Source organism: Kosakonia sp. S57, from assembly GCF_016516575.1.
GTDB lineage: Bacteria > Pseudomonadota > Gammaproteobacteria > Enterobacterales > Enterobacteriaceae > Kosakonia > Kosakonia cowanii.
In genome coordinates this window covers 250982-263536 of record NZ_JACVUL010000001.1, presented here as the reverse complement: position 1 = coordinate 263536, position 12555 = coordinate 250982, and the positions used below count along the sequence as shown (strand labels likewise).

At 56.7% G+C, this 12555-nt stretch carries 14 protein-coding genes; 5 read left to right on the top strand and 9 right to left on the bottom strand.

Going from position 1 to position 12555, the window contains the following annotated elements; genetic code table 11:
* Positions 1–184: 184 nt before the first annotated feature.
* Both IAE48_RS01330 and IAE48_RS01325 read left to right on the top strand, forming a co-directional pair.
* Positions 185–718 carry a hypothetical protein gene (locus IAE48_RS01330; RefSeq protein WP_042716603.1) on the top strand — a complete coding sequence of 178 codons (534 nt, stop codon included), beginning with the start codon at positions 185–187 and terminating at the stop codon, positions 716–718.
* Between the two features lie 115 nt (positions 719–833).
* A complete protein-coding gene (locus tag IAE48_RS01325; protein ID WP_200133203.1) occupies positions 834–2042 on the top strand; it encodes an MFS transporter in 1209 nt (402 codons plus the stop codon).
* On the opposite strand, the gene IAE48_RS01320 is transcribed toward IAE48_RS01325, so the two are convergent.
* From IAE48_RS01320 to IAE48_RS01290, 7 genes are all read right to left on the bottom strand, one after another.
* Entirely contained in the window at positions 2019–2663 is a 645-nt protein-coding gene (locus tag IAE48_RS01320) for a hypothetical protein (RefSeq protein WP_200133202.1), read from the bottom strand. The genes IAE48_RS01325 and IAE48_RS01320 overlap by 24 nt on opposite strands.
* 129 nt (positions 2664–2792) lie before the next feature.
* Positions 2793–3368, bottom strand: a complete 576-nt coding sequence (locus IAE48_RS01315) for a YrbL family protein (RefSeq protein ID WP_042716590.1) — start codon at positions 3366–3368, stop codon at positions 2793–2795.
* Positions 3369–3550: 182 nt separating this feature from the next.
* The gene (locus tag IAE48_RS01310; protein WP_023481865.1) at positions 3551–3790 is read right to left on the bottom strand and encodes a DinI family protein; all 240 of its coding nucleotides are present in this window, start codon (positions 3788–3790) and stop codon (positions 3551–3553) included.
* A gap of 358 nt (positions 3791–4148) precedes the next feature.
* Positions 4149–5732 carry a methyl-accepting chemotaxis protein gene (locus tag IAE48_RS01305; RefSeq protein ID WP_200133201.1) on the bottom strand — a complete coding sequence of 528 codons (1584 nt, stop codon included), beginning with the start codon at positions 5730–5732 and terminating at the stop codon, positions 4149–4151.
* A gap of 198 nt (positions 5733–5930) precedes the next feature.
* Positions 5931–7754 carry a sensor domain-containing phosphodiesterase gene (locus IAE48_RS01300; protein ID WP_200133200.1) on the bottom strand — a complete coding sequence of 608 codons (1824 nt, stop codon included), beginning with the start codon at positions 7752–7754 and terminating at the stop codon, positions 5931–5933.
* Between the two features lie 96 nt (positions 7755–7850).
* The gene (yoaJ, locus tag IAE48_RS24275; protein WP_071789586.1) at positions 7851–7928 is read right to left on the bottom strand and encodes a protein YoaJ; all 78 of its coding nucleotides are present in this window, start codon (positions 7926–7928) and stop codon (positions 7851–7853) included.
* 98 nt (positions 7929–8026) lie between these two features.
* Positions 8027–9055, bottom strand: a complete 1029-nt coding sequence (locus IAE48_RS01290; protein WP_200133199.1) for a sensor domain-containing diguanylate cyclase — start codon at positions 9053–9055, stop codon at positions 8027–8029.
* Between the two features lie 302 nt (positions 9056–9357).
* On the opposite strand from IAE48_RS01290, the gene IAE48_RS01285 reads away from it, so the two are divergent.
* Positions 9358–9603, top strand: a complete 246-nt coding sequence (locus tag IAE48_RS01285) for a DUF333 domain-containing protein (protein ID WP_054802910.1) — start codon at positions 9358–9360, stop codon at positions 9601–9603.
* Between the two features lie 78 nt (positions 9604–9681).
* A complete protein-coding gene (locus IAE48_RS01280) occupies positions 9682–9987 on the top strand; it encodes a hypothetical protein (protein WP_200133198.1) in 306 nt (101 codons plus the stop codon).
* On the opposite strand, the gene IAE48_RS01275 is transcribed toward IAE48_RS01280, so the two are convergent.
* Positions 9984–10331, bottom strand: coding sequence for a DUF488 domain-containing protein (locus tag IAE48_RS01275; protein WP_200133197.1), 348 nt, complete (start codon positions 10329–10331; stop codon positions 9984–9986). The two genes, IAE48_RS01280 and IAE48_RS01275, sit on opposite strands and share 4 nt — an antisense overlap.
* A 120-nt stretch (positions 10332–10451) precedes the next feature.
* Here IAE48_RS01275 and IAE48_RS01270 point away from each other — a divergent pair, with 120 nt between their 5' ends.
* A complete protein-coding gene (locus tag IAE48_RS01270; protein ID WP_128483103.1) occupies positions 10452–11159 on the top strand; it encodes a CTP synthase in 708 nt (235 codons plus the stop codon).
* A gap of 208 nt (positions 11160–11367) precedes the next feature.
* Here IAE48_RS01270 and IAE48_RS01265 read toward each other — a convergent pair whose 3' ends face one another.
* Positions 11368–12552: a CynX/NimT family MFS transporter gene (locus IAE48_RS01265; RefSeq protein ID WP_200133196.1), complete on the bottom strand. Its 1185-nt coding sequence runs from the start codon at positions 12550–12552 to the stop codon at positions 11368–11370.
* Positions 12553–12555 lie beyond the last annotated feature (3 nt).

The following is a 12555-nucleotide window of genomic DNA, read 5'->3' as shown; positions in this document are numbered from 1 at the left end:
AGGGACTGATTTTCCGACGCCTCGTTTTTAATCTCATCGGGTATTTTCAGACTATCCGCATCCGTGTCCCCGCCGCTGCTGGCGCTTTTAGCGGCGAGGCCTACGCTTAAAAGGTGCGACGCAGCGGCCTGTAAACGGGCTGCGCGAGAGCTGTGGTGAATGGAAAACAGAACAAGGAGCAAGAATGAACATTGCCTGTCTTGGTTGGGGATCGCTGATTTGGAAAGCGGATGGTTTACCACTGGCCAGCCGCTGGCATGCCGATGGCCCACGTTTACCGATCGAGTTTTCCCGCGTCGGTGATGGGGGCGAGCTGGCAACGGCAATATGCATTAACGCGCCGGCAGTTCCGGTCCACTGGGCGTTTCTCAATACGGGCGATCTGGAGCTTGCGACTGCGGCTCTGCGCAAGCGCGAACAGATCCCGGATTCACGGGAAGATGGCGTCGGCTCGCTGGTGCTGGCGGGCAATATGGACGGTGCGCTCGCCACATGGGCGGCGGCGAAACAGCTTGATGCGGTGATCTGGACCGCATTGCCACCGCGTTTCAATGGCATTGAAGGGCGGATCCCCTGTGTCGATGATGCGCTCGCTTACCTGCGCTCGCTAACGGGCGATACCCTCAACCACGCGCAGGATTATCTCTGCCGGGTTCCCGCCGTGTTCGACACGCCCTATCGCAGAGCGATTCGCGAGCAGCTCGGTTGGCCCTGCTAATTCCGACCATCGCGCAACTAATCACATTTTTGTAACACTTTCATCGCACCCTGGTAGCGCTTCGCCAGGGTAGACTCTGCCTGCTCATTGAATATGGAAAAAAGAGAACTTTAAGATGCCATTACGTTCGATTCAGGCGTTGTGTTTGCTCAGCTTTTTTATGGCGGATGTGCGGGATGGTCTTGGCCCCTTTCTGGGGATCTTCCTGATTCACTATCACTGGAGTGCGGAAGCGATCGGCTACGCGATGACCGCAGGCGGCATTGCCGGGCTGCTGGCGACGCTGCCCTCCGGGATTATGGTGGATGCCTCGGCGCGTAAACGGGCGATTATCGCCGTGGCCGCGCTGCTGATTATGGCGGGCACGCTGCTGCTGTGGTTCTTCCCCGGCTCGTTAATGGTTTACGCAAGCCAGGTGGCAACGGGCATTTCAGCGGCGTTTATCGGCCCGGCAATGGCCGGTCTGACGCTCGGCCTCGTGGGGCAGAAGCGCTTTGCTCATCAATTGGGGCGCAATGAGGCTTATAACCACGGCGGCAATATGCTCTCGGCGCTGCTGGCTGGTGTTGCCAGCTGGTACTGGGGCATCGGTGCGGTCTTCCTGCTGATGCTGGTGATGGCCTTTGGCGCGCTGATGGCGGTGCTCGCGATCCGCGAGAAAGATATCGATCACCGCGTCGCGCGTGGGCTGAATCCTGAAGAGGCCCTCGGCGAGATCCCCTCGCTCTTTACGCTGCTTAAAATCCCGGCGCTCACCATTACCGGGCTGACCCTGATGCTGTTCCATCTGTCGAATGCCGCACAGTTACCGATGCTGAGTATGCAGGTGGCTTCAGGCCATAACGCCACTCTGTTTAACCCTGGCGCGTATGCCGCAATGACGGTGGTGATAGCGCAGGGCGTAATGATCCCGGTGGCGCTGATGGTCTCGCGTTATGCCCAGCGATATGGCTATGAAAAACTGATTTTGATTGCGCTGATTATCCTGCCGGTTCGCGCAATGACCGCCGCGCTATGGCCCTCGCCGTGGGCGGCGATCCCGGTGCAGATTTTCGATGGAATGAGCGCCGGTATTCTCGGCGTGGCGGTGCCCGGCTTTGTCGCCTCGCTGTTAAACGGCACGGGGCACGTCAACGCCGGGCAGGCGCTGGTGATGCTGATGCAGGGCTTTGGTGCCGCCATCAGCCCCTCGCTGGCGGGAAGCGTGGCAACGCACTATTCATGGCGCACGGCTTTTATTACGCTGGCGAGCATTGCCCTGACGGCGCTGCTCATCTGGCTCGGCTTCGCCAAAAAAGGATCAACGCAACCCCTTCGCGAGTGACCTCTCCTGCGGCTGATGCGCTGTTAACGGTTCCCGGCGCATCAGATCGCGGCAGACATAAAAGAGCCCAATCATAAAGGGAAACTCATACAGCTCTTCAATCAAATCCTGATAGTCGCGCTTGTGCAGGAAGAAGTGGGCGATTGCGCGATGGTGCTCCACGCTGTCGGAGATCAGGAAGGTGACGACCACCAGCGCGAAACTCCAGATAAGCAGGGTTTGATGGCGCAGTCGGTCACTAATCTGCTGGCGCAGCGCATGGGAAAAGAGGGGAAACAGCACCAGAGTGCCAATCAGTAACACCGAAATGGCGCGAAAGAGCAGGCGCGGCTCGTGGGGAAAATAGTCGCGGCCCCAGCTGACGCTGCGTCCGAGCAATACCAGCCACCACGTTGCCGCCCAGAGCCAGAAGCGTTTGCGCTCGGGCGTCAGCGGAGTAGTGAGCGCGAAGCGCAAGGTAAAAACAAAAGCAAACAGCAGCCACAGTGCCTGGACATTTTCTATCACTGATACCGACAGCCCGTGATAAAGGGGCAGAGAAAAGTCGGCGAAAAAAGGAATGATGCAGGAGAAAACCGCCAGCATCACGGTAGTGGGCGTCAGGCGTTTATCGAATTTCATAATATTGCCACATTGATAATAATTAGCGGGCTAACATAGCGGATGAGGGGTTGTGCTGCTTTGCGATTAGTGGCGTATTGACTTATCAGGATGGGAAACGCACCGGCAAAATAGCCGGTTGCGTTATTTTCAGGCGGCCTGAACGGTATTGATAATCTTATGGATGCGTTGTTTGAAGCGCTTAATTGACCTGTCTATTTTCCGGCGATGAAGAAAGCGGAAATAAGATGAGAGCGGCACAAACTCCGCTTCGCCAATATTATCGATAACGACCAATTCATACTCTTGCGGCGCGGTTTTACGCACCAGCACATTGTACTCTTTCAGCGTCATGGTCGAGATGCCGTACTCAACGAGATGCGTGCGCAGCTCGGCGAGTTTCTCCTCCAGCAGCGGCAGAGAAAGGCGCTTATTCTTCAGGTAGAACTCCAAGCTTTTGGAAATTTTCCCATCGTAATCGGTGACCAGATCGAAAACATGGCCGGTGCCAAAATTGGTCTGGATTTTACCGTAGTAGTTGGGAATGGCCTGGCATGCCTGAATAGAGCCTGATTTTTTGCGGTAGTAGCGCGTTTCGCGCTTCACCTCTTTTAACCCACCGTCATCGGGGTTATAGAGGGTTTTGACACATTTTTGACTATCAAACGGGTGCTGGTAACACCGGCGGTGGCGGCCGCTACCTATGTTCTCTTTTAGTATCAGCATGGTTACTCTCCTTGCCGGGTACTATGAGATTGCGCGGTTAAATATTTCCTAAACGAGGGAAATGCTTTGATACATTTGCCCGGAAGGCAGGGAATAAGCGCACCACATGTTAAATTTGGTCGCCCGGCGGGGGTAAAGAGCGACCCTGAAATAACGCACGGCGCGTATCACGTCATTGACGTTTACTCCTGAACCATCCACATATCTGCCTCTTCAAACATCTCTTCCAGCATGCGGTTGAGCTTTTCGCGATCGCTTTTGCTGGCATCGCTGTTCAGGCCGTTAGCCTGCATCGGTTTTACCCGCACATCGGCGTCCGGGAAGATGCGGTGTACGCGCTTTGTCAGTTCAGTGAGGATAATCTCGCGCGCGCCGGGTAAACCTTCAACATTACGCTTGTCGTAAACCAGTTCAACAAACACAGGGTCGTCCTATTCAGTCTGAATTTTTCGTGCAGCATTTATACTGGATAAAAAATCAGTATTCAAGATTAAAGCGTGTAAGAGAGGCGCATTCTGCGTACAAGCCCGTAAACCGGGCATATTGGGCAGAGCAGGGGGTGTTTTTTTAGCAGGGGGAAGAAATAAAGGATGGCAGTTTCGACATCAAAACTGCCAGCGAAGAGAGTACAAATTGTTTAAGCGTATATCCGTCACTTGCGCACTTTATAACCTGGTGCCCAACGCGGCACAAACGCAAATTTTTCGCTGGAGGGATTCATAAAATTGATGATCAGTGTATTAATCATCAGCCTTTGTAATTCCCCTGGCGAAAATGTGCTTATACCGGGTCGCGCTGAAGTTTGAAGATGCGAACCATCTCTACCAGCTGTTCCGCCTGCTGCTGCATCGCCTGCGCGGCGGCGGAGGACTCTTGTGAGAGCGTGGCGTTCTGCTGCGTTGCGGCATCCATGTGCGTGATGGCGACATGTACCTGATCGATGCCCACACTCTGCTCGTTGCTGGCCAGCGAAATGGTATCGACAAGTTGGCTTACGCGCTCAACGCTCTGCATGATTTCGGTCATCGCGCTGCCAGCGTTTCTCACCAGTTTGTTGCCTTCATCAATGCGATTCACCGAACGCTGGATCAGTTCACTGATCTCTTTCGCCGCCGTGGCGGAGCGCTGGGCGAGGGCGCGCACTTCCGATGCCACCACGGCAAAACCGCGGCCCTCGGTTCCTGCGCGCGCCGCTTCTACCGCCGCATTAAGCGCCAGGATATTAGTCTGAAACGCAATGCTGTCGATCACGCCGATAATGCTGCTGATCTCGGTCGAGAGATGATTGATCTCGCTCATGGTGGTCACGACGCGCTCCACGACTTCGCCGCCCTGGTTCGCCACGCGCGTGGCTTCACGGGTGATATCACTGGCGATACGTGAATTATCGGCATTGTTTTTCACCACCGATGTCAGCTCTTCCATTGAGGCGGCGGTTTGCTCAATCGCGCTGGCCTGCGCTTCATTGCGTGCGGAGAGCTCGCGGCTGCCGCTGGCAATCTGCTGCGAGGCGCCGGCGATCGTTTCAGTGCCGGAGCGCACCCCGGAGACGACGCGCGTCAGGTTCCGGTTCATCTCTTGCATAGCGCGCATCAGCTCGGCAGTTTCATCGCGCCCGGAAATGACGAAGGAGGATTGCAGATCGCCCGCAGCGACGGTGCGGGCAACGGAGACGGCCTGCGCCAGTGGACGTGTAATACTGCGAATTAACCACCAGGTGATCAGCATGCCGACAATCAGCGTAAAAGCCATCACCAGCGTCAGCATCAGGCGCGTCTCTTCAAACAGGGTATTATTGTGCGCCTCGGTTTGCTGGCGGATGTGCGCCGCTTGTTGCAGCGTGCTGGCCACCACCGTATCGATCATTTTGGTCGGTTCCCGATCGATACCGGTCACCATATGGTCGACCCGCTGTGCACTGCTGGCATCAGCAATATCATAGTGCTGCAAGGCATCCAGATACTCCCTTTCGAGCGTTGCATGCAAGGCGATGGTTTTGACAACCTCGTTGTTCGCGACCCCAATCTTCGGAAGCAGCACGCTCAGGGTTTTTAACAGCGCCTGCGTTTTCTGGCTCTGTTCAACAAAGGCGTTTTTGTATTTAACGAAGGTTTCCTGGTTTTGTGTCCCGCGCAGCAGCGTGTTTTTCCACTCCTGCACCTGAATTTTGAACTGCACTTGCGCATTACGCGCCGTGTCGATGCTCTGCGCAACTTCGCCTTCGGTTGCCATGATCTGTTTGTTTTGCGCGAGTGCGCCAGCGTTAATGGCGAGGCCGCGGATCCCCATAAACAGCGTTGCCAGTAACAGTAACGTCGCCAACAAACCCAGACGCTGCCCAATAGTAAGATGGTTAATTTTCATGCTGTGTCACTTCCCCTGGTGGTGAGGCGCAAATGGCGCGCACGCCAGCACTATCGACGTATTTAAGCAGGGCTTTAATATCGATCTGGGCAGAAATAGAGCATTTTTAGCTTAATAATTTGATATATAAGCAGATGGCACTTTTATGACATTTTCGTGACGCTGTATTACTGCTCAACTTTGCGCATGCGCAGAGGGTTAACCTTCCAAATGATGTCTGGGATCGGCATGGAGCTGTGCCAGCAGGCGCCAGGGTTTGCTGTCCAGCAGCCAGGCGGGAATATCCGCCGCCGGTAACGGGCGGGCAAAAAGATAACCTTGCGCTTCATCGCAGCCATACGCTTCGAGCATGCGCGCGGTTTCCAGATCTTCCACCCCTTCCGCCAGCACCTCGTAGTTCAACTCTTTAAGCATCATGATCACATTGCGCGCGATGATGCGGCTGTCGTTATCGGTAGCGATCTGGCTGACCAGCGAGCGGTCGAGCTTGATCATGTCAATCGGGATGCGCCGCAGGTAGCTGATGTTGCTGTAACCTGCGCCAAAATCATCAAGCAGGATGGTAAAACCGAGCGCATCGAGGCGGTTAAGCTCGCGCAGCGCGGCATCGCTCTCCAGCACTTTCTCTGTTTCCAGACACTCAATATGAATATCGGCAGGTGTAAGCCCGGCATCGATAATGTGCTGCGCCAGTTCATCGGCGAAACCGCTGCGCGAAAAGTCACTCACCGTGACGTTAATGGAGACAGGAAGAGCGATGCCGATCGCCTTCCATGCTTTGACCTGGGCAATAACCGTTTTAATCACCCAGCGGGTGATATCCGCCATCAGGGTCGTTTTTTCCGCCAGCGTGACGATCACCGCTGGCGAAATTGGCCCAAGCTCGGGGTGGGTCCAGCGCAGCAGCGCCTCCACGCCCTCGGTCTTTCCTGTACGCAGTGAGACTTTAGGTTGATAGGCCATATGGAGCTGATCGCCCGATTTGATCGCTTCACTCAGATCATACAGCAGGCGGAAATCGGTATTACGCTGCTCATCAAGAACCTGGTTGAAGTGCAGCACCGGAATGTTCTCGCGGATCGCCTCATGCAGGGCGCTGATTGCCTGGCGCACCACCTCCTGCACGCTGTCCGTCTGCGGCGTAAAGGGGACATAACCCGCGTGAATAGAGAGATTGATATTGATATCGGCACCAATGGTCGCCTGAAAACCATGCATGCTCTGAACCCGCTTAGCCAGCCTGAGCGCCGCGTTACGCTCGGTCAGCACCGCAAAGCGCCCGGTGGCGAAGGCGTAAAGGGTTGTTGCTTTGTTAAGCCGCAGGCGCATCTGTAACAGCGGGCCAAAGCTGCGCAGCAGCGTCTCCAGCGCCTCAACGCCGAGATAGCGGGTCAATTCATAGGCACGGGGAATATCAATACAGTCAAAAATGATCAGCGCATAGTCACCGGTCGCACTTTGCTTCAGGCGCGTCATCTCTTTGATTAAGCAGGGGCGATTCGGCAGGCCGGTCAGCGCATCGACGAGGCCGATGTTGTAGCAAGATTCAAGGTAGAGCGTGGCGAGCGCCGCGATGCGCTCAAAACTGGCGAGCTGCCGGGCAGTGGGTTGGTGAATATCCGGATGGGTGACGCACAGCGTGCCGAGCACCGTGCCCTCTTTGGCGATCAGCGGCGCCGAGGCATAAAAGAGGATATCGCCACCTTTGACCAGCGGCTGATGGGAAAAGCGTGCGTCGAGGCGGGTATCGGCACACACAATCATCTGGCGTTCGGCCAGCGAATACTGGCACATGGTGCGATCGATGGCGATTTTATCATGCTCAATCGGCACGTTTTCGACGAACTTGATGTACTGAAACTTATCATCAAAGGTAGTAATAAAGCAGCCTGCTACGCCCATCACTTCGCTTGCCAGACGCGCAAATTCTGCCAGCGCCGCATCGCGGGCCGTATCTGCCTTACTCAATAATTCGAGCGCGGCCAGCTGTCTGCTTTCACTTTTTTTAAGACCCGTAAACATGGTGCGCTCCTGGCCAACAAGTTAAAACAGGGTGTCTTACTCTGAGTACGCCATCAGTGTGACAGGCCCCGGGTTACCCGATGCAGCCGCGTATCACTATTTCCACCAGCCAAGCTGGGTGCCGACCACGGCGATAATTGCAACGATCAACATAATGATGGTGGTCTTTTTCATAGGGGCTCCTCGGTCAGCGGCATGCGCCGACCCTGTTAAGTGTATATGAAAGCGAGGGCATTAAGATTTGCCTCATGTCAGCAACCGAGAAAACGCCATTAATTGAGCTGCTGGAACGCTTTTTTGCTTTTACTCTTCTTCACCCGATACATCACTTCATCGGCCGCGCGCAGGGCGCTGTCCGCATCGTACTGCTCAGGGTTAATTTCAATCACGCCGACGCTGGCACCGGGGTAATAAAGATGGATATCACCGAGTTGATACTCACCGGCAATCTGCTTATCAAGGCGCGTTTTTAGCGCGCTGAGCAGCACGCCCTGCGGCTGGTGGAGCGGGCCGCCGGGGCAGGCGAGTAAAAACTCATCGCCGCCAAGACGCCCAGTGATGTCATCTTTACCGCGATCCTGCGTCAGCCGCTTGCCTACTTCAATCAGGAAGCGATCGCCGGCCTCATGACCAAACTGATCGTTAATCCCTTTGAAATTATCGAGATCGATAAAGGCGATAATGACGTGAATGTGGAGATGGCGGGCGAGGGAGAAGAGCGTCTGCAGCGACTCAAACAGCGCGCGGCGATTCGGCAGACCGGTCAACACATCGGTATAGGAGTGGGCGATCAGCGCGGCGTTGGCTTCGCGCAGCTGGTCAACCAGATACTCTTTTTCAATATATTGCGCGATCAGGCCGGCAAACAGGCGCAGCACCTGCTCGCCGCGCGCGCTGAGCATCTTTTTCTGATTGCTGGCCGCACACAGCGTGCCATAGAGCGAACCGTCCGCCAGCTGCACCGGCTGGCTGAGATAGGTGGTGATCCCCAGCGCCTGGGCGGCTTCGCAATCGCGCCAGCGGGTTGCCACATCATTGGCAAACAGGCAGTTATCATCCAGCGCGCGTTTACACAGGCTGTCGCCAAAGGGGAGGGAGAAGCCTTCAGGGATCTCAAGCTGCTTGCTGTTACGGGAGTAGACAATATGCTGCTGGCGGGGGTCGTCGCTGATTTTGGTCAGATAGGTCGATTCCATATCGGTCACCATCTCCAGCATTTCCAGAAACTGGCGGACTAAGCTTTCCAGCGAGTGCTCTTTCGACAGGGTTTCCGATACCCGGGCGAGAATGAAATCGGACATGAATATTGGGCTCCGGTGCGTGGGTACCTCGTTGACCCGGCACGTTATTACTGACTATTTCGACGGCGCGCCATTAAAACATGAACCTAAAAGATTTGATATATCGTGTAACGGACAAAAAAAAGCCCCGCTGATGAAGCGGGGCAAAAACTCATTGATTACGGAATGATGTTCTCTGGTCATGGGTGAGAACAAGGCAGACTATAACGGCGAAAAGTGCATTAAGGATGGAGAAATCATGGAGATATGCTGCTTGCACGGCTATTCTGAAGAGCGTTGTGGGTCACTGTAAGGAAAAGAAGATGCGTTATGGGTTACTCGTTTTACCGCTGCTGGTCTCTGCCTGCACCTCATCCCCTGCTCAAAAACCGGATCATCCGCAGGTTGGCATGGCTAACCCGGCGGCAGTCTACTGCCAGCAGCGCGGCGGCGAGCGCGTGCCGGTGCAGAGCCCGCAGGGTGTGCGCACCGAGTGCAAACTGCCAGGCGGCGAAGTGATCGACGAGTGGGCGCTGTGGCGTCGCGATCATCCGACACCGGGATCGTGACAGCGGCAGAAAAGCCCGGTAAACTTCTCTTTCAGAATTATCTCATATTCAGCTTTAACGAGATCACGCGAGAGAAGCATGTTTCAGTTACGACCGGGCAGCCAGGCATTAGTCATCGGCGCCCAGACCGCCAGCGGGCGGAGCAATATCGGTAAATCCGTTGAGTTATTTGGTCTCTGCCAGCCGGGTGAGCGCTTTCTTAACCCGGTGAATGGCGTGGTCACCGAAATGCCGCGCACCGCGGCGCGCGCGCTCTGGCTGGTGACGGGCGATGTGACCGCGTTTGATGGTCAGCACGGTTTTGCCTTTGTGCGCGCCGAGCACCTGATGCCCCTGCAGCCGGACAGCGAGCCGCAGGACGAGCGCTCGCAGGTGATGAGCTAACGCAGCGCGCGCAGCCACTCCGCCAGCACGACGGCGTGGTTCTGATCCCTCTCTTTTGCCGCATATAACAGCGTGACGGTGCCGTTTTCCCCCCGCGCCGCCAGCTGTTTTCCTGCCTCTTTCTGTGCCTTCAGCTCTTCACAGTAGCTCTTCTTAAAGGCAGCAAAATCGATCGCCTCGCCGTGAAACGCTTTACGCAGCTCCGTTGACGGCGCCAGCGCTTTGCACCATTCGTCATAAGCCAGATCGACTTTCTTTATGCCGCGCGGCCAGAGCCTGTCGACCAGCACCCGGTAGCCATCCTCTTTACTGGCGGCGTCGTAAACACGTTTACACTGGATCATCGCGTTCTCTCCCTTTTCGTCTGGTCATTGATTTTAAAGTGTTGTGATTAATGTTAAAGACGTCTAGTGTGATGCGCCTTATGTTAGCCATTATCTACCACGGCATAGGGGCACTTCTCCATGAACCACATTCCGCCTAAAAAGACACTGCGTATTGCGCTGATCGGCGACTATAACCACGACACTGTTGCGCATCAGGCGATCCCGCTTGCCATTGATGATGCCGCGGCTGTGCTTGAGATCACCGCTGATTATGACTGGCTGGCAACCCGCGAGATCGACAATCCTGAAGATCTGGTCGGTTATGACGCCATTTGGGTCGTGCCGGGCAGCCCGTATGAAAATGCAGCAGGGGCGTTTATCGCCATCAAGTATGCGCGTGAAAACGCCATTCCGTTTCTCGGCACCTGCGGCGGTTTCCAGCATGCGGTGATTGAGTATGCCCGCAATGTGCTGGGCTGGGAGGATGCCGCCCATGCTGAAACCGAAACCGCAGGGCAGATGGTGATTACGCCGTTGACCTGTTCGCTGGTGGATCAAACCGCTGCCATTGAGTTAAGACCCAATACGCTGATCGCCCGTGCCTATGGGCGCAATGAGATTGATGAAGCCTACCGCTGTAGCTTTGGCGTCTCCCCGGAGTTTGCCAGCGAGCTGGAGCGCGGCGATCTGCGGGTGACCGGCTGGGATGAAGAGGGTGAGGTGCGGGCGGTAGAGTTGATCACCCATCCGTTCTTTGTCGCCACGCTGTTCCAGCACGAGCGCGGCGCGCTGGAAGGTCGCCCGGTGCCGCTGGTGCATGCGATGCTGCGCGCCGCAGGCGAATAAGCCCGTGGATTGTGCCGGATGGCGCGTAAACGCTTATCCGGCCTACAACACCCCGGTACCGCTTTTGTAGGCCGGATAAGGCGCCAGCCGCCATCCGGCAGAGCATCGGTGCCACCCTCCGATCCGGTACCGCTTCTGTAGGCCGGATAAGGCGTAAGCCGCCATCCGGCATTTACCCGCAATCCCGCTTTTACCCACCATCCATCCTCTACCCGGAAACGATCTCCCGGTTCCGTCCGGCAAACGCGCCGCACAGCGCCATCACTACCGACAAGAGCGCACAGGCGATCAGCGGCAGATGCCAGTCGCCGCTGGCGTCATGCACTTTCCCCATCAGCGGCGGCCCGCAGGCGGCGAGCAGATAACCCACTGATTGCGCCATCCCCGACAGCGCGGCGGCCTGATGGGCCGAGCTTGCCCGCAGGCCAATAAAGGTCAGGCCAAGGATCATCGTCGCCCCGGAGCCAAATCCGTACACCACCGTCCAGATCGCCGCGTGCTCCGGTTGCAGCCATAGCCCCAGTGCACCCGCAGCACACAGCAGTGCGACCAGCGCCGCGATAGCGCGCTGATCCCGCAGGCGGTGCAGCACCAGCGGCACCAGTAAACCGGGCGCTGCGGTAGCCAGTTGCAGCACGCCGTGCAGCGAGCCGGCCTGAGCCTCGCTGAAGCCCTGGCTTATCAGAATCGACGGCAGCCAGCCGATCACAATGTAGTAAATCAGCGAGTTGATCCCGAGGTAGAGTGTTACCTGCCAGGCCAGCGCCGAGCGCCAGATGCCGCGGCTGTGAAGCGCACCGCTGGTACTGAGCGCAGCCGGCGCACCGTGGCGCAGGCGCGGCAGCCAGAGCAGCAGCGCCAGCAGCGGGAAGATCATTAGCGTCAATAACGCGCCGTGCCAGCCCGCGCCGCTCTGCGCAATCGGCACCATTGCCGCGGATCCGAGCGCCGCCGCCGCGCCCATGGTGAGCGAATAGGCTCCGGTCAGTTTGGCGACATGCTGCGCAAAATCTCGCTTCAGCATGCCGGGCAGCAGCACATTGCCAAGCGCAATGCCGCAACCAATCACCGCCGTACCGATAAACAGCAGAAGAGAAGAGGGCAGCGAGCGCAGGGCGATGCCAGCGCAGATCAGCAGCAGCGCGGCAAACAGGCTTCGCTCCATACCAATCCGGCGCGCCACGCCCGCCGCCAGCGGCGAAATCAGCGCGAACGCCAGCAGTGGCAGCGTGGTGAGCATGCCGGTTTGCGCCGTGGTTAAGCCATAGTCGGCGCGAATGGCATCCAGCAGCGGTGCGGCGCCGGTGAAGGTGACGCGCAGCGTGGTGGCAATCATCAGGATGCCAATAATCAGCAGCACGCGCTGTTTGCCGTCAGAGGAGGGTGTAATCATGGT

Bases quoted from the DNA above. Each gene is read 5' to 3' on its own strand.
- IAE48_RS01330 (WP_042716603.1), top strand. From the start codon at position 185: ATGAACATTGCCTGTCTTGGTTGGGGATCGCTGATTTGGAAAGCGGAT.
- IAE48_RS01325 (WP_200133203.1), top strand. From the start codon at position 834: ATGCCATTACGTTCGATTCAGGCGTTGTGTTTGCTCAGCTTTTTTATG.
- IAE48_RS01320 (WP_200133202.1), bottom strand. From the start codon at position 2,663: ATGAAATTCGATAAACGCCTGACGCCCACTACCGTGATGCTGGCGGTT.
- IAE48_RS01315 (WP_042716590.1), bottom strand. From the start codon at position 3,368: ATGCTGATACTAAAAGAGAACATAGGTAGCGGCCGCCACCGCCGGTGT.
- IAE48_RS01305 (WP_200133201.1), bottom strand. From the start codon at position 5,732: ATGAAAATTAACCATCTTACTATTGGGCAGCGTCTGGGTTTGTTGGCG.
- IAE48_RS01300 (WP_200133200.1), bottom strand. From the start codon at position 7,754: ATGTTTACGGGTCTTAAAAAAAGTGAAAGCAGACAGCTGGCCGCGCTC.
- yoaJ (WP_071789586.1), bottom strand. From the start codon at position 7,928: ATGAAAAAGACCACCATCATTATGTTGATCGTTGCAATTATCGCCGTG.
- IAE48_RS01290 (WP_200133199.1), bottom strand. From the start codon at position 9,055: ATGTCCGATTTCATTCTCGCCCGGGTATCGGAAACCCTGTCGAAAGAG.
- IAE48_RS01285 (WP_054802910.1), top strand. From the start codon at position 9,358: ATGCGTTATGGGTTACTCGTTTTACCGCTGCTGGTCTCTGCCTGCACC.
- IAE48_RS01280 (WP_200133198.1), top strand. From the start codon at position 9,682: ATGTTTCAGTTACGACCGGGCAGCCAGGCATTAGTCATCGGCGCCCAG.
- IAE48_RS01275 (WP_200133197.1), bottom strand. From the start codon at position 10,331: ATGATCCAGTGTAAACGTGTTTACGACGCCGCCAGTAAAGAGGATGGC.
- IAE48_RS01270 (WP_128483103.1), top strand. From the start codon at position 10,452: ATGAACCACATTCCGCCTAAAAAGACACTGCGTATTGCGCTGATCGGC.
- IAE48_RS01265 (WP_200133196.1), bottom strand. From the start codon at position 12,552: ATGATTACACCCTCCTCTGACGGCAAACAGCGCGTGCTGCTGATTATT.